Raw genomic sequence first — 23,835 nt, 5'->3', positions numbered from 1 at the left:
CTCAGTCACCCAGATATTGAATGGTGATGTGGTATTTAAAGACGTGCTGTTCGATGCTGATCGGCTCGCGTTGGCCTTTGCGGTTCAGATAGGTGATTTCCGTCACCAATTCACCGCTGGCGTTATGTAGCTCGCGCTTGTCGCCACTGTCGGTTAACGTCCAGCCTTTTGGCAACTGCGGCTCCCAGGCGCGAATCGGCCAGTAGCTGAGCATTACGTCGGCCAGTACCTGACTGGCGGGCGGTAACTGCGGTACCACGATCGATTGTTCGCTATGCAGCCCTTTTTCATCGTAGGTCACGAGGAACAGGCGAATGCCGACGGACGACAGTCCTGCCAGCGTGAGTTTTTTATCATCGGCATTGAGCATTACCAGCAGCGACTGGGTTTTACCGTTAAAGCTACCGGTAAGTAGCTGCTGTGAGCTGACCGCCGGAGAGATGCCGGGTGCTGGCAGCGTGACGCGGGTGCCCGGCTCCAGCCACGCCTGTGGTCGGCCTTCCTGTTCCTGCTGTGAGTGGCTGCACCCGGCCAGAATCAGCGTGGCGACCAGCGCGGCGGTACGCCAGAGTGTCGGTTTAATCATCTTCTTTTTTTCTCTTTTTTCGTCGGCATCGCCAGTGGTGAAAGCAGGAACGCGGTGAAAATGCCGCTCACCAGCACAATGCCAAAGCTGCTGATAGCCTGGGTAGCGCTAAAGACCAGCATGCCGAGCGTCAGCAGCGTGGTCAACATTGCCAGCGTAATCGCCAGCAGCGAGGTCAGCGGCGTGCCGCGCGGATTACTGAAAAACAGCGTGTAGTTAATGCCGATCCCGAGTACCAGCACCAGCGCCAGCAGCGAAAACAGGTTCACCGCATGGCCGTTGAGTGACAGTACCGCCAGGCCGCAGCCCAGCGATACTACGGAAGGCACCAGGCTGATTAGACCCTTCCGCCAGCCAAGGCGAGCTACCGCGCCGCAGGCAATCACCGCCAGCGCAACGCACAGCAGGCCGGTTAATATGTGGCGATAATGCGCGAACAGTTCGTCAAAAGTGCTTTTACGATCCACCCACGCGATGCCGGTATATCTTGTGCTCAGCGCCTTCAGCGCCGCGCTATTTTTCACGCCCTCAACCGGGACCAGCACGCCGCTTTCGCCATTTTCCAGCGTCAGCCACAGTAGCCGCCAGCCTTCGCTCGCCGGGCTGGCAAGCCAGTTATCGACCGTCACCGGCATGGCGTTAAGATCGGGGTTGACTGTCGCCAGTCCGGCGTTGTTCAGGGCTTTGCTCACGGCGGGCGCGGCGTTTTTCAGCAGGCTGAGATCCTCCTGCTGCCGGGCGAGGGAATTTAGCGGAAGGGTACGATAGCCGCCGAGCCACCCTGCCGCTTTAGCCTGCTCCAGCGCGGGAGCAAAGGCTTCCAGCCGTTCCAGCGTCTGCTGCGCGGACGTCCCGTAAACCACAAACCACTTCTGATCGACGCTTTGCCCGGTGAGCGCGGTAATCGCTTTTTCCTGCGCCAGGATAGGCTGCGGTAGCGCCTGTAGCTGCGAGATATCATCATCCACGCGCAGCGTTGAGATCCCTGCCAGCGAGAAGAGTGCCAGCGCAACCGGCAGACCGATAGCGAGTTTTTTATTGCGTCGCCAGGCAGCCAGCCAGCGCAGCATCAGCACCATTGCCGGAACCGGGCGCACGGGCTGCCCGCGGCAGAGCCACGGATGCCAGAAAATCACCGTCAGACAGGAGGCACTCAGGCCAACCGCCGCGAACACCGCCATTTGACGAATGCCGGGGAAGGGGGCGAGCATCATAATCAGGTACGCCGCCACGGTGGTGAAGAGCGCCAGTAGCAGGGCATTACGTACTTTGGCGAGGCTTTGCCAGGGAGAGCTTTCTGCGCCGTGCACCATCCGCTCGGTCAGATAGTAGAGCGTATAGTCAGCGGAAATCCCGATGACGCTCATGCTCATCACCAGCGTCATCAGATGCAGCTCGCCAAAAAGCAGCAGCGTGACAACGGTGCCCGCCAGCGCGCCAGTGGCGATGGACAGCAGGCACAGCAGCAGCGGGCGCAGCGAGCGGAAGACGGCGATAATCAGCAGGAGCACGCCAATAACTGTTGCCACGCCGAGGGTAGAGACATCCTGCTTCGCCTGCTGACTGGCGTAATCGCTGTAGAACATGGTCCCGCGCGATAATAGCTGCGCCTGCGGATAACGTGCCTTCAGCTCGCTCTCAAGCGTGCCGAGGGTCGTCACCAGTTTATGCGTTTGCTGCATATCGAACGACGAACCGGCCAGTTCGCCGTGCAGCAGATACCAGTAGTTGCCCTGTTCATCCTGAGTCACCAGCCAGCCGTCCATCAGCCGCAGGCGTTGCCCGTTTTTGGCCATTGCCAGCTGGGAGCCGCGCATCAGCATCAGCGGATCGTTTTGCAGTTCTTTGCCGCTGACGCCGGAGAAGGCCGAATAGAGCTGAGAGAGGATCCATTGCGCCTGCGCCTCGCCGCCGTTTTGCAGGCGCGCGCGGGTGTCGCTATCGATCAGGCCATTGCGGTGTTGCCAGAAGAACGCTCCCCATGCCTGCTGGCTGTCGGCGTCCATCGGGCCTTTTACCTCTGCCAAAGCATGCGATTTTTGTAATAGCGCCAGCCAGTCGCGGGCGGCCTGTGGGTCAGCCTTTTTACCGGGACTGACCAGCCAGACCAGCTGACGGTCAAGGCGTTGCATAAAACCGTCGTTCAGGCCCGGCGGGATGGCCCCCAGCGTCTGCTTTGGCAGCATCGCCAGTACGCTGCTGTTGAGACTGGCCTGAGGCAGCAGCGCCAGCAAAACGCCCAGCAGTATCAGGCAGACCACTCCCCATAACAGCGCAGGGCGTTTACTGGGCGGCAAAGCGTTGGCGTTCGTCATCGGTCAGTTGCGCTGGCGTCAGTTGATGTTGGGAAAGCGTGATATCGGTACGATCGCCCTGTTTATCGTTGAGCTGGATGCTCTCAAGGTAGGTCTTTCCGGCGAGATCAATGCTGGCAAAAATCTTATCCAGCGGCGTTGTGATCGGTGTGAGACGCAGCGTCCAGCGGCCTTCGCCCTGATCGGCAAACGCCACGCGGAAATTCTCTTCCAGCACGTTACGATCGGCCTGGAACAGCGCGCGCAGCAGGTGGTTAAACTGGAACATCTGCGGGTTGTTTTCGGCGGTAATGGTCTGCGGCGGCTGACCGTTAATCACCTGTACCATCCGCTTATCATCCAGCAAAAGCTGCATCGGGAAGGGGGTGGTTTGATCCCACAACAGACCCCGATCGCGGGCGATCAGCATATTACCCTGAGAACGCAGCGGCTGCGGCAGATCCTTAATGGTGCGGGTTTGATCGAAATGCGCCCGAACCACCGGCTGTTCGGTAAAACGCTGTTGCAGGTCATCAAGCGTCAGGGCGCTGACGAAAGGCGTGATGAGCAGCGCCAGTAGCGGTAAGAATCTCATGGTGTGACTCCCATACGTTCGAACAGGATATCCGGGCAGATGAAGCACATCTCGCGACTCTTCTCTTCCACTGCAACCTGGATGGTGTAACCGGTAGTGGCGCGTTTGCCGCTTTCGGCATCAAAAATTTCGTAGCCGATGCGCAGGCGGTTTTCAAACTCCTCGATGCGGGCGCGAACACGAATACGTTGTTCAAAGGTCAATGCATTGCGGTATTTCACGCGAGTATCGACCACCGGCCACACATAGCCGGAGGCTTTCATCTGGCGATAGCCGTAGTCGAACTGGTTAAGCAGTGCCTCACGGGCAATTTCGAAGTAGCGGAAATAGTTGCCGTGCCACGCCACGCCCATCATATCGACATCATGAAACGGAATGGTCAGCTCTACTTCAGCAGTAAAACGGGGATCGTTAAGCACCCTTTACTCCTTGTTTTTGGTATCCGGCAGGTGCCAGAAATCGAAAAAGTTAAACCAGTCGAGCGGTGACTGTAGCGCGTAGTGCTCAAGGCGTTCGGCGTAGCGGTCGATGGTTTTCTGTAAGGCGTCCTGACGTTCGGCACGCGGCAATAACAGCGGATCGGCGAACGGCTCGCAGTGAATGCGTAGCTTCTCCTGCTGGTGTAAGGCAAAAATGAGCGCCACCGGGCAGCGTAAAATGGAGGCGAGAATAAACGGACCCTGAGGGAACGGGGCGGCTTGCCCCATAAAACGGCTTCAGCAGACCCGCCATTCGCCGCCGCGCTGCGGGTTTACCGCAATGCGATCGCCAACAATGGCAATCCATTCGCCGCGCTCCAGTTTTTCTTTGAGCAGGATGGCGGTCTCCGGACCAATGTCAGTGACCGGGATCAGATTGAGCCCGGCCTGCGGGGCCATCTCCTGCATGATTTGCTGAAAGCGCCGGGCGTTATCGCTGAATACCAGTGCGTTAATGATTTTACTGCCCTGCAATTGCGCCAGCGCGCGGCAGGCTTCAATATCGCCCAGATGCGAGGCCAGCAGGAGTTTTCCTCGCGGATCGCTGACGTTAAGCGCCTCCTCGGCACCGGCGGCAAACACCACGTCGCGGCCAAACTGTACTTCGCCGCGCCAGCTGGCGATTTTATTGAACATCGCATTCCCGAAGCGCAGGAAGTGTTGATAGCTGGTGAGCCTTGATGGCACCGGCATCTGGCGCACGGCCAACTGTTCACGAACGCGGGTTATCCAGTTTTGCGAAGCATGGCGCGCCGTGGTTGCCGTTAGCCAGTATGCGCCCACCACCGGGTACAGCAGCAGCGAGAACGCCCTGCGCCCCAGTAAGCGCCATACCAGCAACATCAGGCGCATTCCCCACAGCCCTTTGACCTCCTGCTGACGTGCCCAGTGTGGCGAGGAGCGGCGAAACAGCAGCGACGGGATGCGCGGCAGCATGCCGAAAAAGAGTCGCGCGTGCATTCGTGAAATGCGCAGGTTGTCTTTGAGCGCGTCGAAGTGGGACAGCCCGTCCAGCGGGTAGGTCACCCGGGTCGGGACAAAATAGCTGGTATTGCCCTGCCACCAGAGACGCACCATCACTTCGGTGTCGAAATCCATCCGCTTGCCGAGCGTGACGCGCTGCGCCAGTTGCAGCGTCGGCCCAACGGGATAAACCCGGAATCCGCACATGCTGTCTTTCAGCTGTAGCGAGAGGGTTTCAATCCATACCCAGACGTGGGTCACCCAGCGCCCGTACAGGCGCGAGCGGGGGATGGAGTCATCGTAAATCGGCTGTCCGGAAATCAGCGCGGTTGGGTGTTCTTGCGCCAGCGCGAGAAGCTGCGGAATATCTTCAATGGCGTGCTGGCCGTCGGCGTCCACCTGCACGGCGTGGCTGAACCCGGCCTCTGCCGCCGCCTGCATACCGCAGATCACCGCCGCGCCTTTTCCGGCATTTGCTGACAGACGAATCAGGGTCAGATTTGCGGTTTCCGCCGCCAGTCGATCCAGTTCTTGCCGTGTGGCGGTGTCGCTGCCATCGTCCACCACAATGCAGGGCAGACCAAACGGCTGAAGGCGTGCCAGCACGCGCGACATCATCGCGCCGTGGTTATAACAGGGGATCAGCACGCAGGGGGAAAAGGTTATCGGCATAACCGAATCTTCCCGCTGCTGGCGGTATGCCGCGCTTCACCGTCGTGGCGCTGATAGCTAAACGTGAGCATCTGGCGCGCTTCCTGCCAGTTCAGGGTGAGCGTGACGGTCGTCTCCGGCAGTAACGGCGACTGGAACTTCACGTTCTGAATGCTGTGAAAACGCCAGCCGGGGGCGAGCAGGGTGGTGGCGTAGTGCATCACCCAGTCCATCTGCGCGACGCCGGGCAGCAGCGGCTGTACGGCAAAATGCCCGCGAAACCAGAACAGAGAAGGGTCAAGATACAAAACGATCTCAGCCTGATGACGCTGTGCCTGATGGCGCTCAATTTCATGGGGCTTCATGAAACAACTCCTGTAATTGCGCATAGACACGCTTGTTCATACTGTTGACCGGGATCTCGTCAATCACGCGCCAGTGGCGGGGAATGGCGACCGGCTCCAGCAACGGACGTAGCGCTTTTCGCCACGCCATCTCCTGATTTTTACCCCAGCGCTTGCGCATATCGTCATCCAGTACCAGCAATGCGCCCACGCTTTGACGATTGCCGCGGTTAACCGGTAATACTGCCGCATCAAGGATACCGTCCAGTTCCAGCAGCCGTTGCTCCACTTCGCTCAGCGAAATGCGATTCTCCTCAATTTTGACGACCCGACCCCGGCGTCCTGTCAGGTGGAAGCGGCCGTTTTCTGCAAATTGCAGAATATCGTCGAGCACCAGGCCCTCAACGTCCGCGATTAGCGGCGAAAATACGCGAAAGGCGTGTTCTTCCTGACGGAAACTGACGTCGGGGAAGGGCTGCCATGTGGTCTCTTCCTGCTGACGATAGCGCCAGGCGATGACGCCGGTTTCGGTACTGCCGTAGATTTCATCCGGCCAGATGTTCAGCCAGTCGGCGGCATGCGTAACGACCTGCCAGGGTAATACACCGCCCGCAGACAGAATCATCCTGACCGGCGGCGGAGTGAGCTGGTGGTCGAGGCGTTTGAGAAACGCCGGACTGCTGATAAACGCATACCGGTGCTCATGACTCAGGGCCGCCAGCTGTTCGGCGTACCACAGCATCGCCGCGTGGAGTGGCAAACCTAAGGCCATCGGCAGGAAAATACGAAACGTCAGGCCATACAGATGCTGGGGGACCACCGAGGCCACTATCCGGCAGCCTGCCAGACGGTCGGCAAAGCGCGTCGCCAGCAGCGCGGCTTCGCTATCGAGGCAATCGATCGGTTTGATGACCCGCTTCGGCTTCCCGGTAGAGCCGGACGTAAACAGTTCGACAAAGGCGTCATCACGTATCGCCGGGAACGGGATATCGTGCGTGGCGATCGCCATTGTGGAACTGACCACCCGCAGCGGCCCCTGCCAGCTCAGCGTGTTGTCGCTCAGTACGCCGTCGAACAGCGCAGACTGCTCGTTGAGTAATGACACGCGGCAGTGGCCGGGGATCACCGGCGTTTTACCCGCATGCAGCGTTGCCAGCAGTGCGACGATAAACAGGTAGCTGTTTTCAAAGCACAGCGCCCAACGGTCGCCCTCCTGCTGTTGCAGGTGCGCGATCAGACAGGCAACATCATGGCGCAAATGCCCGAGCGTCCAGATGTGCTCCTCCTGCCAGGCGATCGGCATTTCGGCCGGACGTGGGGCGCTGAGCCACTGGGCAAGGGTGAGGGTCTGCTTCATTGGGTATCTCGTTTTATCACCTGTCGGCGCACTAACCACTCGCCAGCCATCAACGTTCCCATCAGAAGATAGGAGATCATCCCGTTCCAGAGCGTCCACAGGGGCATATCGCCATACAGGGCGGTAAAAAGCGCAATGCCACCGTTGATGATGAAAAAGGCACACCATATTTGCGTCACGCGACGGGTATAACGCACCGCCGTCTCCGGAAGTTCACGTTCGCGCAGGCGTGCCAGACGCTCAATAATCGGCATTGTTGACCACAGCGAACCGCCAAAAACCGCGAGCATGACGCTGTTAACCACTACCGGGTAAAACAGCAGCAGCTGGTGCGTTTTGAGCAGATAACTGGCAATGCACAGCGTGATGCCCGCCGCCGCCACCACCTGAGTGACGACGCGCAGTGGTCCCGCCTGCCCCCGGCTCTGATGAAAGCGCAAAAACAGCAGTAGCGCCATCAGCGGCAACAACCAGCGCAGGCTGTTATGCGCGAGACCAAACCAGATTAAAAATGGCCAGGCCAGTAGCAATAACCCCGTCAACAATGGTACGACCGGTAGTGAACGTGCGCCCGACACGTTGAATTACGCCTCGTTAAGCAGACGTTCTACCGCATCAACCACATCCTGTACGGTACGCACTGCTTTAAACTCCTCCGGCTTGATTTTCTTGCCGGTTTTCTTTTGCAGATGCACGATCATGTCGACGGCGTCGATGCTGTCCAGCTCCAGATCTTCGTACAGGCGCGCCTCAGGTTTTATCTCCTGCGGGTCCACTTCAAACAGCTTCACCAGCAGCGCGGAGACTTCTTCGTAAATGGCTTTTTGTTCGGTCATAACGAACTACCCTCAGGCCCGTTGCGCGTGAATGAAAGAGGCCAGCGTGGCGACGGAGAAGAAGTGCTTGCGCATCTCTTCGCTCTCAGCCGACAGTACTACGCCATACTGGTTTTTTACCGCCAGACCCAGCTCCAGAGCATCGATTGAGTCGAGACCCAGACCATCGCCAAACAGCGCTGCTTCGGTTTCAATGTCATCTGTCGACAGTTCGTCCAGATTCAATGTTGTTATGATGAGTTTTTTAATTTCAAGATAAAGCGTTTGCATCATTAATTCCTGAGAGAGGTAAATTACCTGGTTGTAATTGAAGCAATAGATGCCGATTTAGCTGTCTTGCCGCCAGCGCAGGTTCTTGTGATTTTGCGTCGTAAATTTTGCTAATCCTGACCCGTTCGCCGACGTTGATCGTAAACAGCGGTTTCGTTGGAGGCACCTGATACCATTTGCTTTCTTTATCCAGCATGCGTTCGCTACAGTGGATGGTCACAATGCGTAAATCACTGTTACAGCGCACGGCGATATTGGCCGCGCCACGCTGCAACGTCATAGCCTCGCCGGGGGTTGTTCGGGTACCTTCAGGAAAGATTAAAATCGTGTCGCCCTGGGCCAGGCGTTGCTGGCTGGCGGGCAAAAGAGCATCTGCCTGGCTGTTGATTAGATAATCCGCAGCCCGCACAACGCCGCAGAGGAAAGGGTTCTTCAGCAGGGCGCTTTTCACCAGACAGTCTGTTTCAGGCATCACTGACGCCAGAAGCACGTAATCAATCAGGGTTGGATGATTAGCGACCACCAGGCAGCCTCGCTCCTGGCGCAAAATGTCGCCGCCTGAAATGCGGTAATCCAGCACGCCCACTACGCGCGTGACTGCTAAAAAGAAGCGGAAGCTGGCTGCAATGCTGCGCCGGGCGATACGGCGGCGACGGGCAGGGTTCCAGACGAAAACCAGCAATATGTTAAACCAGACCACGGACAACAACAGTCCGCCGATACCGAAGAGCGCAAAACAGAAGCCGGTCATTGCGATCCGCCATAGGCGGTTCAGGAATGAGAAGAACGTGCTCATGCCCGGCTCCAGTGCCACTGCACACGCTCGCCAGGGAGGGTAAAGGCATCGGCATTCTGTAAGTAGTTCTGTAGAAACAGCAGGCTTTGCGGGAGCGTAGTCTCAGCGCTGGCGTGAGCGGTCTGGGTCTGACATTGCCAGTCGCTGCCAGCTTCACACACCAGCGCCATTGCATACGGCCATGTCGGCATAGCTGGAGGAAGCTGCGGGTGGTAAAAATCAGGCAGAAAACCATCGAAATCAACCAGCAAAACGCGCTGGTAGCCTGCGTGTAACAGGCCGATGACTTCGCATAATCCTTGCTGGAAGGTGTCACGCCCCGCCGAGAGAGAAGACGCCACCACCGGCTGCTTTGCGGCGATGGTCAGGTTTCCCACGGCTGAATTGTGGACAGACAGGGCGAAATCGGTGGGCGAAAGCGCCTGCTCGGTTGCCAACGCGTGCAGAATACGGTAATTGCGTTCAAGTTCGCCGTGACGGCTGGTGTACAATACCGCGTCAATAGCGTGGCGACGCAGCATCGCCAGGCCGCACTCTACGGCAAGTTTGCTGCCGGAACTAAGACGACGGGCAGTCATCATCGGCAACTCGCTTAACTTTCCTTGCGGTGCCGCCGGATCGATAGCATGCGGATGCCGTGACCACTGGTGCCACTGTATCGATTCATTGAGTCCTGGTGCCATCGCCCGCCAGTCGGTAATGTTTAATGCAAATTTCATCCACGCGCGTCCGCGATAAATCGGTGATCTTAGTAGTTTGTTATTTTTTTTTCTGGCATATCAATAAAGTATGCCCAATGCCTAAATTATCATGGCGTTTTTCTACCTGAAATCCTGCCATGTCCAGATAGCCATAAAACTTCTCTGCGCTGTAGAAACGACTGTTGCCATTCGCCATACAGGTAAAATAGAGCGAAGTTGCATTCAGACTGAAAGCGGCGGCTTCAAAGCGCTGAGCATCCCAGAACAACTCCATAATGCACAGCTTTGCACCCGGTTTCATTACGCGTGCAATTTTAGTGAGCATGGCAACAATTTGTTCCGGCGAGAAACAGTCAAGGAATTGGCTCATCCACCAGATATCAGCCTCTACGGGTAAAGGCATATCGCTTAGCATATCCACTGCATGAAAATTAATGCGATGAGATAAACCTGCATTTTCGATGTTTTCGCGGGCGAGTACAATTTGTTGTGGTAAATCTAATACCGTCACCGTGATATTTTCGTCGTACTGGCTACAGCGTATCGCCCATTTCCCGGTATTTCCGCCGACATCGTACAGGATTGCAGGGCGACTGGCGAATACATGAGGCAATGCGGCGTCGAAAGCGCCGTCGGAATAGTAGTGATCGAAGGCGAACCAGCTTTCGCGCGCGGACGGCGGTAACTGCGATAACGCCGGATAAATCGTTGGCCAGTCGCCGAAAACGTTTAACCCGGAGGGTTTTCCTTCCTGTAGGGCATTCTCTAAAAAGAACAATCCCTGGTAGCAAACGTCCTGAGTGAAATCCATATTCACGCGGGTCATGGTGTCATGCAGAAGAAAATGTCCGATTTTTGCCAGATAATAACGCCCCGCGTTATGCGTGATAATGCGTCCGCTTAATCCCATATCCAGCAGTACGCCAGCCGCATATTCATTAACGCGACTATTTTCTGTTATTTCTTCCAGCGTTGCGCCCTGATTACCCTGGCGGTCAAGGTAGGCCAGTACACCAGTATTGCGCAGACAAAGTGAGGTTTGGAACAGCATAGGGGCGAAGGCGATACGTTGCGCTTCAGTGATCGCATCCAATGCGTTGAGGGCGTCCTTTTCGTACATATTAAAAGCAACTTATTAAAGGTAAAAAGAAAATGTCGGGCCGAAGACAGCCCGACTTCAGGCAAAATTACAGACCGGCACCGGCAGACAGGTTTAACTGAATGTCTTTGTCGAGATTCCGCACCCAGCGGTTGTAATTTTTATGAATTTTGCCACCAGAAGCTTGCAGGTTGAGGCTGCTGTCATACTGGATATCGTAGCTGCTCGCTGTGTAGGTAATGCGGACTTCGGCGACGTGATCGCGAGATTGTTGACGTGCTTTGATGACGCCTGGACCTGCTTCGCTCATGATCCATTCACGTTGGGCACCTGCTTTCAGGATCGCATTTTTGACCTGATCCTGCGTGTGGCCCGCAGTAACGGTAGAATGTACCTGATCAATCGGCGCTGTACGTGCGCAACCCCCCAGAGCACCAACAACTGCAATAACCGCAAACCATTTAACGTATTGTTTCATGTAAGTACCCTATCAAAGAACCGTAAATACAAATGAACGACCTTGTTTCAAAAGCTAAGTGCTCTCTGTCAAAATAAGCTGCGTTTTTTAAGTTAAAATGGCGCTCATTCCGCCTGATGGCGGCAAGTGACAGATTTAACGATGTTGTAATATTCAATGCGCTTCTGAAATATTATCTATAAATCGTAAGCTTACTGTTAAGACAGATCAATGAAAAAGTCTGACAGGTATGGAATAGGATAAAATGCCGCTGTCAGATGACACGTTACCCTGGCAACCGGCTTTTCGGTCTTCCTGGCCCCAGTAAAATCGCCAGTTTGCTGCCGCCGTTGGTGGTTTCCATCCAGATCTTACAGACGCTGGTGAGCGGCACGGAAAGCAGCATGCCGACCGGGCCGAGCAGCCAGCCCCAGACCAGTAACGACAGGAATACCACCAGCGTCGACATCCCCAGCCGGTGCCCCATCATGCGCGGTTCGACCATATTACCCAGCACCATATGCACCACGAGGAACAGCGCGCCGACCATTACAAACTCATACACGCCGTTAAACAGTAGCGCCTGAAACATTGGTGGCACCGCCGAAAGCACGGAGCCGATATTGGGAATGTAGTTCAGCAGGAAGGCCAGCACGCCCCACATCAGCGCGAACTGGACATCCAGCAGCAGCAGCCCGAGCCAGACAATCACGCCGGTCCATAAGCTGATCAACGTTTTCAGTGCCAGGTAATGTGAAACGCCCTTTAACGCACGGTGCAGACCGGCAATGTGGATCTGCGGATTAGAAAGCGCAAAACGCAGTTTGTAAGGCACGTGGCGTACTTCAAACAGCATGAACACCACGGTCATCACCAGCAGTACCACGCTTGCCATTGCGCCGGAAAGTTGGGTCATCAGCGTGGTGGCAAAGGCCATCACCTTCTCAGAATCCATCCGTCTGAGCATTAATTCAGGTGAGAGGTGCAGGTTAAGCAGGGGAATTTGCCGCTGTAAATAGATCACTTTACCGGTCAGCTCTTTATTATATTTCGGTAGCAGCGCGACGAAGTCATTGAGCGAGGAGGCCAGTACCGCAAACAGGGCGGTCAGTACGATCATCATCACAATGACTACAATCGTGATCGCCACGGGGCGCTTAACACCCCGGCGGATAAACCAGGTCACCAGCGGGTTCAGCACAATAGCAAAAAAGATCGCCAGCAGAAGCTGAACAATAATATCTGCCGCCGCATGAATACCCGCCAGGATAATCACCAGCGAGGCCAGTTTTAACAAAATATGCAGGCCCGCTTTATCGGGATGTGGGGTAATCATGAATGGTTCCTTGTTCGAGAATGCACTGCGTGTATGTCCTTCATTCTGCCAGTCGCGCTGTCCGGGCCGCACTTACTCGCCTCAGTCACCTGCCTCTGAGTCGCCGCCTTGTACAACGTAATTGAGTTGAGTATAGCGCTTTGTTTGATATCCGCCGGAGACACAAAATCTGAAAAGGGCTGCAACATTCCATGTCATGACGTGTAATATTGAAACATTGTTGTAAAAATATGGTGATTGTTATGCCTGAACCCGTCGCCGGGCCGGAGCCGAGCGGCTTACGTCTGAATCTGCGGATCCTGTCTGTCGCTATTTTTAACTTCGCAAGCTACCTCACTATCGGTCTGCCGCTGGCGGTCCTTCCTGGCTATGTGCATGATGTGATGGGATTTAGTGCCTTCTGGGCGGGGCTGGTTATCAGCCTGCAATATTTTGCCACCCTGCTCAGTCGTCCGCATGCCGGGCGCTACGCTGACCTGCTGGGGCCAAAAAAAATCGTTGTCTTTGGTCTTTGCGGCTGTTTCCTCAGCGGCGTCAGTTATCTGCTGGCCGCGTCCGGTAGCGACTGGCCAGCCTTAAGCCTGGCGCTATTGTGTCTGGGGAGGGTGATCCTCGGCTTCGGGCAGAGTTTTGCCGGCACCGGTTCGACGCTGTGGGGGGTTGGTGTCGTCGGATCGTTGCATATCGGACGGGTGATTTCCTGGAACGGCATTGTGACCTACGGCGCGATGGCGATGGGCGCACCGCTGGGCGTGTTGTGTTATCACTGGGTGGGACTACGCGGACTGTCGCTGATTATTATGGGGGTGGCGCTGGTCGCGTTGCTCTGTGCGTTGCCAAGAACGGCGGTGAAAGCCAGCCGGGGAAAACCGATGTCGTTTCGCGCTGTACTGGGCCGGGTATGGCTGTACGGCATGGCGCTGGCGCTGGCCTCGTCAGGCTTCGGCGTGATCGCCACGTTTATCACCCTTTTTTATGACGCGAAAGGCTGGGACGGCGCGGCGTTCGCCCTGACGCTGTTTAGCTGCGCCTTTGTCGGCACGCGCCTGCTGTTTCCGAACGCGATTAACCGGCTGGGCGGCCTGAATGTGGCGATGATCTGCTTTATAGTCGAAATCGCCGGGCTGTTGCTGGTGGGGTTCGCGGAAACGCCGCTGCTGGCGAAAGTGGGTACACTGCTCGCGGGCGCGGGCTTCTCGCTGGTTTTCCCGGCGCTGGGCGTCGTGGCTGTGAAGGCGGTACCGCAGGAGAATCAGGGATCGGCGCTGGCGACCTATACGGTATTTATGGATATGTCGCTGGGGGTAACGGGACCGCTGGCCGGACTCCTGATGACCTGGGCGGGCGTGCCGGTGATTTATCTGGCGTCGGCGGGGCTGGTGGCAGTCGCGTTATTACTGGGATGGCGGTTAAAAACACGGCCTCCGATGTTGCCACCGGAAGCCGCAGCGTGATTATTTGATCACGACCGTATTGATGATGTTTTCTGCGGCAGTTTGCGCTTTCTGCTGATTATCGGCAGGCAGCGTCACTTGCAGGGTCAGCAGTTTGTTGTCGACTTTGCTCAGGACGACGGAAGACCACGCGGTCTGGCCTTTCGCAGAAATGATGCTGTCGAGCTGCTGCATTTCATGGCCTTTAACCGTCAGCGGCTTATTGGATACTACCTGAAGCTGCGGATCGCGATTGCGCTGCTGATCTTCAAGGCGCTTCGCCAGCACATCCAGCCCTTCGTTGGTATCATCACCAACAATAACAATCACCGCTTTCTGCCCGGTCGGGTCGGAATAGACGTGCATGTTGTTAGCCTGCGTTCCCAGCTTGCCGCTCTGGTCAGACATATCTGCCGGTAATGAGAATGTCACTTTTCCATCCAGCAGACTGATTGGTTGCCCGGTGGCATTGCTCTCCGTCGAGGCCGCCTGAGCGGACGAGGACGTCGAGTCGCTGTTGTCACAGGCCGCAAGCCCCATCACCAGCAGGCCAATACCGACATATTTAACCATCTTGCGCATTGACTTCTTCCTTATTCGATAAACGGCCATGAATGGCTCATGACCCTATCTTAACACAACCGCAACGCCGAACCTTTAACCCGCCTGCAATGCGGAGAAATCAGATTTATCCGTCAGCCTTTTCAACAGGATATTCAGCACCACGCCGTACATCGGCAGGAAGAAGATCAGGCTGATGAGCACTTTGAAACTGTAATCAACCAGCGCAATTTCTACCCAGTGCGTTGCCATAAAGGGATCGGAACTGCGCCAGAAGGCGATGAAGAAGAAGGCGAGGGTATCGCTGACGTTGCCGAACAGCGTCGAGGCGGTCGGTGCCATCCACCAGCGATGGTTTTGCCGCAGGCGGTTGAAGACGTGTACGTCAAGGATCTGACCCAATGCGTAGGCCATAAAGCTTGCTGCGGCGATACGGGCAACGAACAGGTTAAAGTGTGCGAGCGCGCCGAATCCCTGCCACTCGCCCATATAGAACAGGCTGGAGATGACATACGACGCCAGCAGCGCCGGAACCATGACGGCAAAGATGATACGCCGCGCCAGCGGTGCGCCGAAAATACGCACGGTCAGGTCGGTTGCCAGGAAGATAAACGGAAAGCTAAACGCGCCCCAGGTGGTATGAAAACCGAAAATCGAAATCGGCAATTGCACCAGGTAATTACTGGAGATGATCACCAGCAGGTGAAAGAGCGATAGCCAGAACAGCGCTTTCATGCGCTGAGCAGAGGTAAAATGCATCATGTTGTGACCTTTTTAGTGGTTGGGGTGAGGGAACCCAATGAAAACCGCCGCATGATACTGCTTTGGCCGCGCTTTGCAACGGTTGTTTTTCACGCAATCGTTAACCTGACTTGCGTCACAAAAAAGGCGGCGTAAACTATCGCCGTTTTAAATAATGCGAGATGACCATGACCGATTCGTTTTCGACTGCCGACCATACCCTTGATGCGCTGGGCCTGCGCTGCCCGGAGCCGGTAATGATGGTGCGTAAAACCGTGCGTAATATGCAGGTGGGTGAAACGCTGGCGATTGTCGCCGACGATCCGGCAACAACCCGCGATATTCCGGGGTTTTGTACGTTTATGGAGCATGAGCTGGTGGCGCAGGAAACCGGCTCGTTGCCGTATCGGTATTTGATTCGCAAAGGGCATTAATCCAGACTGCGGATACACGTTATACCGTGTGATGCCTGGCGGCGCTTCGCTTGCGCAGGCCTACAGATGGCGGATAACCCGTAGGCTGGGTAAGGCGAAGCCGCCACCCGGCAAAACGATGCACCCAAAACTACGCTTTTCCCCGGCACGTCGGTCTACCACGTTGCCTGGCGGCAATCATCTGCTCCTCACTCGGCCAGATCGCCTTCAGACGCCGCACGGCAGTCACAATATCGTTTTCACTAATGCCCGCAAAACCCAGGATCAGCCCGTAGTGGTTGTCGTCCCCGGTGGCATGCGGCAACCAGAGAGAGCTTAACGGCGTTATTTCGATATTGGCGGCAAGCGCATGCGCCACCAGCAATTGCTCCTGTTCAGCCGACGTGAGGCGCACCGTCACCTGAAGTCCCGATGAGACCTCCGGCATTTCGCCAATGTGCGACAGATGCGTGCGCCAGGCGGTGAGCAGCGCATCACGGCGCGCCCGGCTCACTTTGCGCATTTTACGGATATGCGGCTGAAAATGCCCCTCGGCGATAAAATCAGCCATCACGCGCTGGTCGTTCATCGGCGGCTGGCGCGTTGAAAGGGTGCGTAATAACGTCAGTTTATCCGCCAGTTGCGGCGGAGCGATGAGATAGCCCAGGCGCAGGCCGGGGTACATAACTTTTGAAAACGAACCGATATACATCACCCGGTGGCTTTCATCCAGCGCCGCCAGCGGCATCAGCGGCGGCGCTGCTGTTTTTAGCGGAGTTGACCGCGTATTTTTCACCGAATATGGAAGTGTTTACCTACGGCGCGCGTCTGCTTTCCGGGGTAGGCGGCAGCTTCATGATCCCGTCGGTGCTGGGGATTATCGCCAGTAACTACAAAGGCCCGCAGCAGGCCGTCGCGTTTGGCGCGATTGGCGCGGCGAGCGGCGTCTCTTTTGCCGCAGGGCCAATTATCTGTGGGCTGCTGGTGGATCATCTGGGATGGCGCGCCGCCTTCGCGGCCATTGCCGGGCTATGCATTGTTATTTTCGCCGGCTCTTTCCTGGTGCCGACGCCTGCGAAGCCCGAGCGTAAAGTAACCTTCGATCTGCCGGGCGTCCTGTTGACGGTGATCGGTCTGTTCAGCCTGATCCTTGGCTTCCTGAAAGTCTCAAGCTGGGGGCTTATCACCCCGTTTAACGCGCCGTTCACCGTGATGGGGATTTCACCCGCGCCGGTGCTGGTAGTGTTCGGCCTGATCGTGCTAGGCATTATGCTGAAGTGGGAGCGTTATCGGGAAGAGAAAGTGGGAAGCGCGCTGATCCCGCTCTCGTTCCTGCGTACGCCTCAGGTGCGTAACGGTCTGTATCTGACCGCCTTTATTTTCCTGGCATACGGCTCCGGCATCTTTGTTACCTTCAGCTTTGTCCAGGTGGTTGCCGGGCTTAACGGCATCGAGACCGGGCTGTTAATTCTGCCTTTTGCGCTGGGTGTGGTGATTTTCTCGCTGGGCCTGCCGGTGGTGTATAAAAACGCTAACCCGAAACGGATGTGCCAGCTGGCGCTGCTGATTGGCACGCTGGGATCGGTGCTTTGTATTTTCGGCTTTGAGCCGTCGGATTTCAGCTTTATTGTGCCCGTCGGGATGTGCCTGATCGGCGTGAGTATGGGCATTGTTTCAGCCTACTCCAGCTATATTGTTACCAGCGGCCTGCCTTCACGTGATGCCCAGCAGTCCGGCGGCGTACAGGCGACATCGCGTAACGTCGGCCAGGCGATTGGCGTCGCGGTCTGCGGCATGGTGATGCTTACGGCGATCACCATGAGCGTGCAGGATGCGGCGCGTAGCGATACGCAACTGAGCAGCGACACGCGCACGAAAGTTGCTGATATCACCGTGATTCCGTATCTGAGCGACAGCGCCTTCTCGAAGCTGATGCTGGATCACGGTATTAATCAGACGGACGTTGCGCCTCTTACCACGGTATACAAAACGGCGCGCTTAAATGCGACCCGCGCGGGGATGGTGGCGACAGCGATCATGACGCTGCTGTTCCTGTTCGGCACGCGCAATCTGCCGACCCGGACAAAGGGAAACCAGAACGATGATGCTTCTGACGATAAGAAAAAAATGGCCGTTCGCTAAGCGAGCCCCGGCTTTACTGCATAAAGCTTATCAGCGCTAAGTTTGCCAATGCGTACCTTCTTTGAGGAGGTGCGCGTTTCGCGTTTTTATCTCCCAGGAGAATTGACTATGAGCACGCCGTCAAGCAAGACCCCATGCACGCTCTGGCTACCGCTTTTTATCCTTTGCCTGGCGCAGTTTCTGGCCTCTGCCGACAACGTGACGTTAAGTATCGCGACGGGGAGTTTGATGCGGGAACTGAATGCCAGTATGGCGCAAATCAGCACGGCCAATACGCTGTATCCGCTGGTCGCCGGAACCTTTATGATCGCCGGGGGAATGTTGGGCAGCGTGATCGGCTGGCTAAAAACGTTTCGTATTGGCTGCCTGATTTACCTGGTAGCGGAACTCTGCGCCACCCTCTCTCCCTCCATCACGGTTTTTATCTGGATCGCGCGCCTGCTGGCAGGCGTGGGCGGGAGTTTTATGATCCCATCGGTATTTGGTTTGCTTACTGGCTTATACCACGGCAAACAGCGCGCCGTCGCGTTTGGGGCACTGGGCGCGGCAAGCGGGATCTCCTTTGCGCTGGGGCCGATTGTCTGCGGCGCGCTGCTGGATATGGTCGGCTGGCGCTGGGCGTTTGGTGCGCTGGGCGGCGTACTGGTCGTCATTTTGTGCTGTTCCCTTATCATCAACGAACCTGCCAAAGACAATGCGCCGGTACGCTTTGATTTTCCCGGCCTTATTCTCTCAACCACCGGCCTTTTTTTACTTATCTTCGGCGTGCTGCAAATCTCCAGTTGGGGATTCATCACGCCGTTTGATCCGGCGATTCATTTTTTAGGGATGAGCCCGGCACCTTTTCTTATTCTGAGCGGTCTGATCGTCATTCATTTTATGCTGCGCTGGGAGCGCGTCTGCGAGCGTAAAACCGGCAGCGCTATGATCCCGAAGGCGTTCCTTCATACGCCGCAGGTAAGCACCGGCCTGTATCTGACGGGCTATATCTTTTTTGCTTACAGCGCCGGTATTTTCGTGGTGGTGAGCTTTGTGCAGATCGTCACCGGGCTGACCGCCATTGGTACCGGCCTGCTGATTGTGCCGTTTGCCATCACCCTTGCGGGATGCTCTCTGGGATTGCCGGTACTGATTCGCCAGCGCCGTCCGCGTCGACAATGCCGGGTTGGTCTGATGCTGGGCGTGCTTGGCGCGATGGTGGCCGCGTCGGGAATTTCTGAAGAGCATTTCAGCGTGCCGCTGGTGGTGCTGGGGCTCTGTTTTATCGGCGCGAGTATGGGCACGATTGCGAGTAATGCGCCGTTTCTGGTGACCAGCGCCCTGCCGGATAAAGAAGCGCGGCAGTCAGGCGGTATTCAGGCCGCCGCCCGCGATGTCGGTCAGGCGATGGGGGTGGCACTGGTGAGTATGGTGATGCTCACGATGTTGACGATCGGCATGAAAGATAAGGTCGTTAATGCCCCCGTCAGCCAGCAAACGCGCGACGCGTTGCAGCATCTGGCGGTGGTGCCTTATCTGAACGATCCGCAGTTCACCCTGTTTATGCAGCAGGCGGGCGCGGTGAAAAACGATCTGCCGGTATTAACAAAAACCTACCGGCAATCGCGCGCGCAGGTCACGCGTGCCGGGCTGTATGCGATGGCGCTGCTAACCCTGCTGTTTTTGTGGCCAACGCGGGCGATCCCCCTGACCGAGGGCGAGGAGAAAACAGCCCGCACAGAGTAACTGTTTTAACGTCCTCTACGCAGCAGCCGCAGCGCGTTCGCCGTCACCAGCACCGTCGCGCCGGTATCCGCCAGTACCGCCAGCCACAGGCCGGTGATACCGATTAGGGTCGTCACCAGGAAAATGCCCTTCAGGCCCAGCGCAATGGCGATGTTCTGCCGGATATTGGCGTGCGTCGCGCGGGCAAGGGCGATCGTCTGCGCCAGGCCCGTCAGGCGGTTATGGGTCAGCGCGGCATCCGCCGTTTCCAGCGCCACGTCGGTGCCGCTGCCCATCGCGATGCCAATCGTTGCGGCTTTCATGGCGGGTGCATCGTTGATACCGTCGCCGACCATCGCCAGCGGCATTTGACGGTTCAGCTCGCTTACCGCCTGAACTTTGTCGGCGGGCAGTAGCCCCGCCTTAAAATCCAGCCCCAGTTCACCCGCAATGGCCGCTGCGGCACGCGGATTATCGCCGGTCAACATCACGCCCTGCACGCCAAGCTGATACAGCGCATCCACTGCGTCCCTGGCATCTTCCCGTAACGTATCGCGTAGCGTAATCAGGCCCAGCGCGTTGTCTTCCTGCGCTACCATCACCACCGTTTGACCTTCCTGCTCCAGCGCGCGAATTTGCGCGCTAAACGCCTCGCCGGGGAACTTCTCCGCCGCGCAGATCAGAATTTTTTTCCCCGCGACGAGCGCTTCAATGCCCGCGCCCGGCAGCGTGCGCTGTTCTGTAGCGTCAGGCAGCGTAAGCCCACGGGATTGTGCTTCCCGCACCACCGCCTGCGCCAGCGGATGCGTCGACCCCTGCTCAACGGCAGCGGCAAGCGCCAGCAGCGCATGCTCGTCCATCGCGTAGGGATAAATGCCCGTCACCTGCGGTTTCCCCACGGTCAGGGTGCCGGTTTTATCAAAGGCGATTTGCTGGATACGCCCGAGCTGTTCCAGCGCCGCGCCGCCTTTAATCAGTGCGCCGCATCGTGCCGCCGCCGCCAGCCCGGAGGTAATCGCGGCGGGCGTGGAGATCACCAGCGCGCACGGGCAGCCAATCAGCAGCAGCGTCAGCCCCTTATAAATCCACTCCTGCCAGGCGGCAGCAAACAGCAGGGGTGGTACCAGGGCGACCAGCAGCGCCACCAGCATAATCGCCGGGGTGTAAATGCGGCTGAAGCGATCGATAAAGCGTTCAATAGGTGCGCGCCGCTCCTCGGCTTCTTCAATCAAACGCAGGATGCGGTCGATCGCGCTGTCGCCCGGTTCAGAGGTAACGGTGAGCTGGACCAGACGATCGACGCTGGTGGCACCTGCCGCCACGCTCTCGCCTGCGCTACGCTCTACCGGGACGGATTCCCCGGTCAACGCGCTTTCATCAAAGCTGGCAAACGGCGTCAAAAGCTGACCATCGGCGGGCAGTCGGCCACCGGCGGCGACCTCAATGGTATCGCCGGGGCGGAGATCGCGCTGGGCGATGGTTTCCCGCTGACCGTCGCGCAGCCGCACGGCGGTTTCCGGTTTTAACGCCATAAGGGCGCTGACGCCCTGGCGGGCACGGCTGGCGGCCCAGCCTTCAAGCCGTTCGCCGATCAAAAACAGCAGCAGTACCATTGCCGCCTCTGCCGTCGCACCGATAAACAGCGCGCCGAGGGCGGCGACGCTCATCAGGGTTTCAATGGCGAAGTAGCTGCCGCTCTTGATCAGCCTTAGCGACTGACGCAGGACAGGGTACAGTCCCACCAGGGTGGTGAGGATGAATGCGGCCTGACCTGCCGGGTGGTTAACATGCTCAAACCCCCAGCTTACGGCCATCATGACTATCAGGATAAGTAGCGGCAGATTTTCCCGCAGGCGCGAGGTTGCTGGCGGCGGGGCAGCCTCATGACGCAGCGTATAGCCTGCGTTTTGTACCGCCTGTTCGATTTGCTGACTGACATCGGCAGAGGCATTCACCGCCAGTTTTTCCGTGGCGAACAGCACCTGAACCTGGGTCACGCCCGCCACCTGGCGCACGGCGTTTTCGACCTTACGTGCACAGGCGGCGCAGTCCATTCCTTCGACTTTCCAGCTGTAGCGGGCGTCAGCGACGGCGTCGGCAGGCGCAGTTTCGGCACAGCATGAGGCATCAGCGCAGCAGGACGCTGGTTCCGGCGCAGCGGGCGTAAATTTAAGCGTGGCGAATTGCGGGGCTTTTTTGCCATCAGCATCTGGAGTCGACATTGTACCCTCCGGGTAATGATAATTTTCTCATTACCCGAAGCATACACTCTGGAGTCGACTCCAGAGTCAAGCGCAATCAGAGATAAAGTGAACGCACGATCAAGAAATGTCCGGCGAAGTAGCAGGCGGCCGCAATGGCGCTATCGGCGCGGAAACGGCGACGATAATGGCTACCCAGCCAGACAATGTTACTGAGCAGCAGCAATGCTGCCCCCACGAAAGCAGAAAGTGCCGTGTCGGTAGGGCGGAAGAACCACAGCTCCCCGGCCAGCCAGACCATCACCAGCGTCATGGCGATAAACGTGCAAATCGGCAGGCGTAACTCTTCCAGCCGCGTCCAGACGGTCGCGATCAGCAGCGCACCAATCACCAGCAGCACCAGCGGCAGCGGCCAGAAGAACGACAGCGTCATCTGGCTGGCAAAGTAGATGGTATACAGTAAATGCGAGAGAAAGAACGCGCCGATGGCGTACAGCAGACGCTGGCGTGACAGCAGGGTTAAGGCATCGCCCACCAGCGTCGCGCACAGCCCGGCCAGCACCAGGTAACTGATGGCATTAAACATGGGGGCCTGCCAGGCAAGCAGCAGCAAAAGCAGTAGCGTAACCGGCTTAAATACCCAGCGTTGCCAGACGGGTCCACGATAAGAAGCATCGACATACAGCCAGGCAGAAAAACAGACAGCGATAAATGACCAGAGCATCATAATTCCTTGAATTCGTTATACTCATCGTCTTTCAGGTTGCAGAAATCTTCCCGCAACGCAAAATCCACAGAGTATGTCACTACGCAGGCTTTACGCCCACAGCCCTGTTAATCAGTGTAGTGTCTGGCGCAGGGAGATGACAACGCCAGATCCCGGCTCATTTTTTTGTCGCTTTCAGCTTTTTCTGCCAGGCGACTAGTTCAAAAACGCCAAACAAGAAAATGCGCACCTTTTGGCCGGTAGTTAATGGCGGCCCCTCTTTCGGCTGGGTAGCCTTGAGCAGCGCCAGTTGCAGACCGTGCATCAGAACCATAAACACCATCGCCACATTGATGAAAATATTGGCCGGAAATTTGAATGGATGAACCACATTCAGCAGCAAAAATGCCCAGACGCAGAGCATGAGCAGACGACCAAGATTAATCAGCATGTTGTTCTCCTTGCGCATCGCGCTGATACAGACGGTAAGCCACCTGGCCCGCCACTTTTTCACGGTATAATTGCCAGCTGGCCGGGACCGGCGGCATGCCGTTCTCCACTTCACTCTCTACATAGATAAGCGCGTTATCCGCCAGCCAACCGTGACTTTCCAGCAGGTTCAATGTCTCTTCCAGCAAGCCTTTTCGAAAAGGGGGATCGACAAACACGATATCGTAAGGCGTCCCTGGCCGGTTAAGGAACGCGAGCGTATTACCCGCCTCAACCCGCCCGTGAGTCGCGTTAAGTGTTGCAAGATTTTTCTGTAGCTGCTGGGCGACGCTGCGTTCCATTTCAAGCAGCGTGGCCTGAGCCGCATAGCGTGACAGCGCTTCCAGCCCCAGAGCGCCGCTTCCGGCGAAGCAGTCGAGACAGCGGGCATCGACCATTGACGGGGCTAGCCAGTTAAATAACGTCTCTCTGACCCGATCCGTGGTGGGGCGCAGGCCGGGACTGTCCGGAACCGGTAATTTACGGCCACGCCATTGCCCGCCGATAATGCGGATCTGGCCGCTGCCTGCGTGATTTGGTTTCTTCATCTGATGCTGCTCTGGTCACTATTTCGGCCTGCTATTCTAACGATGCGACGCTTGAGGTGAAACCTTATTCCGCAAGCGGTGATGCGAGTTAAGTTAAGTGATAGACTAGGTTACGAATTTCATCCTGATTTTC

At 57.0% G+C, this 23,835-nt stretch carries 25 protein-coding genes and 1 pseudogene; 4 read left to right on the top strand and 22 right to left on the bottom strand.

Going from position 1 to position 23,835, the window contains the following annotated elements; genetic code table 11:
• Position 1 precedes the first annotated feature (1 nt).
• The 15 genes and pseudogenes from INT84_RS15080 to INT84_RS15010 all read right to left on the bottom strand — a co-directional run bounded on the left by INT84_RS15080 (position 2) and on the right by INT84_RS15010 (position 12,764).
• Complete coding sequence (locus INT84_RS15080) at positions 2-586, bottom strand: DUF3261 domain-containing protein (protein ID WP_194207439.1); 585 nt, start codon at positions 584-586, stop codon at positions 2-4.
• Positions 583-2,901 (bottom strand): MMPL family transporter, encoded by a 2,319-nt coding sequence (locus INT84_RS15075; RefSeq protein WP_194207438.1) that lies wholly within the window; start codon positions 2,899-2,901, stop codon positions 583-585. Before INT84_RS15075 ends, INT84_RS15080 begins: the two co-directional genes overlap by 4 nt.
• Entirely contained in the window at positions 2,870-3,475 is a 606-nt protein-coding gene (locus INT84_RS15070) for an outer membrane lipoprotein carrier protein LolA (RefSeq protein ID WP_194207437.1), read from the bottom strand. Before INT84_RS15070 ends, INT84_RS15075 begins: the two co-directional genes overlap by 32 nt.
• Positions 3,472-3,894 carry a thioesterase family protein gene (locus INT84_RS15065; RefSeq protein ID WP_194207436.1) on the bottom strand — a complete coding sequence of 141 codons (423 nt, stop codon included), beginning with the start codon at positions 3,892-3,894 and terminating at the stop codon, positions 3,472-3,474. Before INT84_RS15065 ends, INT84_RS15070 begins: the two co-directional genes overlap by 4 nt.
• 3 nt (positions 3,895-3,897) lie before the next feature.
• Positions 3,898-5,589 (bottom strand): annotated as a pseudogene (locus INT84_RS15060) (glycosyltransferase).
• Positions 5,580-5,933 (bottom strand): beta-hydroxyacyl-ACP dehydratase, encoded by a 354-nt coding sequence (locus INT84_RS15055; RefSeq protein WP_194207435.1) that lies wholly within the window; start codon positions 5,931-5,933, stop codon positions 5,580-5,582. The pseudogene INT84_RS15060 and the gene INT84_RS15055 overlap by 10 nt, the downstream one beginning before the upstream one ends.
• Positions 5,920-7,269 (bottom strand): AMP-binding protein, encoded by a 1,350-nt coding sequence (locus INT84_RS15050; protein WP_194207434.1) that lies wholly within the window; start codon positions 7,267-7,269, stop codon positions 5,920-5,922. The genes INT84_RS15055 and INT84_RS15050 overlap by 14 nt, the downstream gene beginning before the upstream one ends.
• A complete protein-coding gene (locus INT84_RS15045; RefSeq protein ID WP_194207433.1) occupies positions 7,266-7,847 on the bottom strand; it encodes a hypothetical protein in 582 nt (193 codons plus the stop codon). The genes INT84_RS15050 and INT84_RS15045 overlap by 4 nt, the downstream gene beginning before the upstream one ends.
• 6 nt (positions 7,848-7,853) lie before the next feature.
• Positions 7,854-8,105, bottom strand: coding sequence for an acyl carrier protein (locus tag INT84_RS15040; RefSeq protein WP_194207432.1), 252 nt, complete (start codon positions 8,103-8,105; stop codon positions 7,854-7,856).
• A gap of 12 nt (positions 8,106-8,117) precedes the next feature.
• Entirely contained in the window at positions 8,118-8,375 is a 258-nt protein-coding gene (locus INT84_RS15035; RefSeq protein WP_194207712.1) for a phosphopantetheine-binding protein, read from the bottom strand.
• Positions 8,356-9,189 carry a lysophospholipid acyltransferase family protein gene (locus INT84_RS15030; RefSeq protein ID WP_194207431.1) on the bottom strand — a complete coding sequence of 278 codons (834 nt, stop codon included), beginning with the start codon at positions 9,187-9,189 and terminating at the stop codon, positions 8,356-8,358. The genes INT84_RS15035 and INT84_RS15030 overlap by 20 nt, the downstream gene beginning before the upstream one ends.
• Positions 9,168-9,890, bottom strand: a complete 723-nt coding sequence (locus INT84_RS15025) for a beta-ketoacyl synthase chain length factor (RefSeq protein ID WP_194207430.1) — start codon at positions 9,888-9,890, stop codon at positions 9,168-9,170. The genes INT84_RS15030 and INT84_RS15025 overlap by 22 nt, the downstream gene beginning before the upstream one ends.
• A gap of 40 nt (positions 9,891-9,930) precedes the next feature.
• Entirely contained in the window at positions 9,931-10,992 is a 1,062-nt protein-coding gene (locus INT84_RS15020; protein WP_194207429.1) for a methyltransferase, read from the bottom strand.
• A 67-nt stretch (positions 10,993-11,059) separates the two neighbouring features.
• The gene (locus INT84_RS15015) at positions 11,060-11,449 is read right to left on the bottom strand and encodes a hypothetical protein (RefSeq protein ID WP_194207428.1); all 390 of its coding nucleotides are present in this window, start codon (positions 11,447-11,449) and stop codon (positions 11,060-11,062) included.
• Positions 11,450-11,714: 265 nt separating this feature from the next.
• A complete protein-coding gene (locus tag INT84_RS15010; protein WP_194207427.1) occupies positions 11,715-12,764 on the bottom strand; it encodes an AI-2E family transporter in 1,050 nt (349 codons plus the stop codon).
• A 209-nt stretch (positions 12,765-12,973) separates the two neighbouring features.
• Between INT84_RS15010 and INT84_RS15005 the strand changes: the two genes are divergently transcribed.
• Positions 12,974-14,218, top strand: coding sequence for an MFS transporter (locus INT84_RS15005; RefSeq protein WP_194207426.1), 1,245 nt, complete (start codon positions 12,974-12,976; stop codon positions 14,216-14,218).
• Here the strand turns inward: INT84_RS15005 and INT84_RS15000 are convergent, their stop codons facing one another.
• Both INT84_RS15000 and INT84_RS14995 read right to left on the bottom strand, forming a co-directional pair.
• Positions 14,219-14,779: a DcrB family lipoprotein gene (locus tag INT84_RS15000; RefSeq protein ID WP_194207425.1), complete on the bottom strand. Its 561-nt coding sequence runs from the start codon at positions 14,777-14,779 to the stop codon at positions 14,219-14,221.
• A gap of 75 nt (positions 14,780-14,854) precedes the next feature.
• Positions 14,855-15,520, bottom strand: coding sequence for a 7-cyano-7-deazaguanine/7-aminomethyl-7-deazaguanine transporter (locus INT84_RS14995; RefSeq protein ID WP_194207424.1), 666 nt, complete (start codon positions 15,518-15,520; stop codon positions 14,855-14,857).
• Positions 15,521-15,687: 167 nt separating this feature from the next.
• On the opposite strand from INT84_RS14995, the gene tusA reads away from it, so the two are divergent.
• Positions 15,688-15,933, top strand: coding sequence for a sulfurtransferase TusA (gene tusA / locus INT84_RS14990; RefSeq protein WP_176919455.1), 246 nt, complete (start codon positions 15,688-15,690; stop codon positions 15,931-15,933).
• Positions 15,934-16,063: 130 nt separating this feature from the next.
• On the opposite strand, the gene INT84_RS14985 is transcribed toward tusA, so the two are convergent.
• On the bottom strand, positions 16,064-16,660 hold the full coding sequence (locus INT84_RS14985; RefSeq protein ID WP_194207423.1) for a PLP-dependent aminotransferase family protein: 597 nt from the start codon (positions 16,658-16,660) through the stop codon (positions 16,064-16,066).
• Between the two features lie 29 nt (positions 16,661-16,689).
• On the opposite strand from INT84_RS14985, the gene INT84_RS14980 reads away from it, so the two are divergent.
• Both INT84_RS14980 and INT84_RS14975 read left to right on the top strand, forming a co-directional pair.
• A complete protein-coding gene (locus INT84_RS14980) occupies positions 16,690-18,054 on the top strand; it encodes an MFS transporter (protein WP_370529676.1) in 1,365 nt (454 codons plus the stop codon).
• A 108-nt stretch (positions 18,055-18,162) separates the two neighbouring features.
• Positions 18,163-19,779, top strand: a complete 1,617-nt coding sequence (locus INT84_RS14975; RefSeq protein WP_194207422.1) for an MFS transporter — start codon at positions 18,163-18,165, stop codon at positions 19,777-19,779.
• Positions 19,780-19,784: 5 nt separating this feature from the next.
• Here the strand turns inward: INT84_RS14975 and zntA are convergent, their stop codons facing one another.
• The 4 genes from zntA to rsmD all read right to left on the bottom strand — a co-directional run bounded on the left by zntA (position 19,785) and on the right by rsmD (position 23,702).
• Positions 19,785-21,980 carry a Zn(II)/Cd(II)/Pb(II) translocating P-type ATPase ZntA gene (gene zntA, locus INT84_RS14970; RefSeq protein ID WP_194207421.1) on the bottom strand — a complete coding sequence of 732 codons (2,196 nt, stop codon included), beginning with the start codon at positions 21,978-21,980 and terminating at the stop codon, positions 19,785-19,787.
• 76 nt (positions 21,981-22,056) lie between these two features.
• The gene (locus tag INT84_RS14965; RefSeq protein ID WP_194207711.1) at positions 22,057-22,683 is read right to left on the bottom strand and encodes a lysoplasmalogenase; all 627 of its coding nucleotides are present in this window, start codon (positions 22,681-22,683) and stop codon (positions 22,057-22,059) included.
• A gap of 160 nt (positions 22,684-22,843) precedes the next feature.
• On the bottom strand, positions 22,844-23,116 hold the full coding sequence (locus INT84_RS14960; protein ID WP_176919449.1) for a DUF1145 family protein: 273 nt from the start codon (positions 23,114-23,116) through the stop codon (positions 22,844-22,846).
• On the bottom strand, positions 23,106-23,702 hold the full coding sequence (gene rsmD / locus INT84_RS14955; RefSeq protein WP_194207420.1) for a 16S rRNA (guanine(966)-N(2))-methyltransferase: 597 nt from the start codon (positions 23,700-23,702) through the stop codon (positions 23,106-23,108). The genes INT84_RS14960 and rsmD overlap by 11 nt, the downstream gene beginning before the upstream one ends.
• Positions 23,703-23,835: the final 133 nt, after the last annotated feature.

This window comes from Superficieibacter sp. 1612_C1 (assembly GCF_015234305.1).
Classification (GTDB): Bacteria; Pseudomonadota; Gammaproteobacteria; order Enterobacterales; family Enterobacteriaceae; genus Superficieibacter.
This window is presented reverse-complemented; position numbering and strand designations above follow the sequence as displayed.

What these genes read in the sequence shown, in the direction of transcription:
- INT84_RS15015 (WP_194207428.1), bottom strand. Translation starts at nt 11,449, where the DNA reads ATGAAACAATACGTTAAATGGTTTGCGGTTATTGCAGTTGTTGGTGCT.
- INT84_RS14960 (WP_176919449.1), bottom strand. Translation starts at nt 23,116, where the DNA reads ATGCTGATTAATCTTGGTCGTCTGCTCATGCTCTGCGTCTGGGCATTT.
- rsmD (WP_194207420.1), bottom strand. Translation starts at nt 23,702, where the DNA reads ATGAAGAAACCAAATCACGCAGGCAGCGGCCAGATCCGCATTATCGGC.
- INT84_RS15055 (WP_194207435.1), bottom strand. Translation starts at nt 5,933, where the DNA reads ATGAAGCCCCATGAAATTGAGCGCCATCAGGCACAGCGTCATCAGGCT.
- zntA (WP_194207421.1), bottom strand. Translation starts at nt 21,980, where the DNA reads ATGTCGACTCCAGATGCTGATGGCAAAAAAGCCCCGCAATTCGCCACG.
- INT84_RS15035 (WP_194207712.1), bottom strand. Translation starts at nt 8,375, where the DNA reads ATGCAAACGCTTTATCTTGAAATTAAAAAACTCATCATAACAACATTG.
- INT84_RS15000 (WP_194207425.1), bottom strand. Translation starts at nt 14,779, where the DNA reads ATGCGCAAGATGGTTAAATATGTCGGTATTGGCCTGCTGGTGATGGGG.
- INT84_RS15010 (WP_194207427.1), bottom strand. Translation starts at nt 12,764, where the DNA reads ATGATTACCCCACATCCCGATAAAGCGGGCCTGCATATTTTGTTAAAA.
- INT84_RS15020 (WP_194207429.1), bottom strand. Translation starts at nt 10,992, where the DNA reads ATGTACGAAAAGGACGCCCTCAACGCATTGGATGCGATCACTGAAGCG.
- INT84_RS14985 (WP_194207423.1), bottom strand. Translation starts at nt 16,660, where the DNA reads ATGCCGCTGGCGGCGCTGGATGAAAGCCACCGGGTGATGTATATCGGT.
- INT84_RS14965 (WP_194207711.1), bottom strand. Translation starts at nt 22,683, where the DNA reads ATGCTCTGGTCATTTATCGCTGTCTGTTTTTCTGCCTGGCTGTATGTC.
- INT84_RS15075 (WP_194207438.1), bottom strand. Translation starts at nt 2,901, where the DNA reads ATGACGAACGCCAACGCTTTGCCGCCCAGTAAACGCCCTGCGCTGTTA.
- INT84_RS15080 (WP_194207439.1), bottom strand. Translation starts at nt 586, where the DNA reads ATGATTAAACCGACACTCTGGCGTACCGCCGCGCTGGTCGCCACGCTG.
- INT84_RS15050 (WP_194207434.1), bottom strand. Translation starts at nt 7,269, where the DNA reads ATGAAGCAGACCCTCACCCTTGCCCAGTGGCTCAGCGCCCCACGTCCG.
- INT84_RS15025 (WP_194207430.1), bottom strand. Translation starts at nt 9,890, where the DNA reads ATGAAATTTGCATTAAACATTACCGACTGGCGGGCGATGGCACCAGGA.
- tusA (WP_176919455.1), top strand. Translation starts at nt 15,688, where the DNA reads ATGACCGATTCGTTTTCGACTGCCGACCATACCCTTGATGCGCTGGGC.
- INT84_RS14975 (WP_194207422.1), top strand. Translation starts at nt 18,163, where the DNA reads ATGAGCACGCCGTCAAGCAAGACCCCATGCACGCTCTGGCTACCGCTT.
- INT84_RS15070 (WP_194207437.1), bottom strand. Translation starts at nt 3,475, where the DNA reads ATGAGATTCTTACCGCTACTGGCGCTGCTCATCACGCCTTTCGTCAGC.
- INT84_RS14995 (WP_194207424.1), bottom strand. Translation starts at nt 15,520, where the DNA reads ATGATGCATTTTACCTCTGCTCAGCGCATGAAAGCGCTGTTCTGGCTA.
- INT84_RS15040 (WP_194207432.1), bottom strand. Translation starts at nt 8,105, where the DNA reads ATGACCGAACAAAAAGCCATTTACGAAGAAGTCTCCGCGCTGCTGGTG.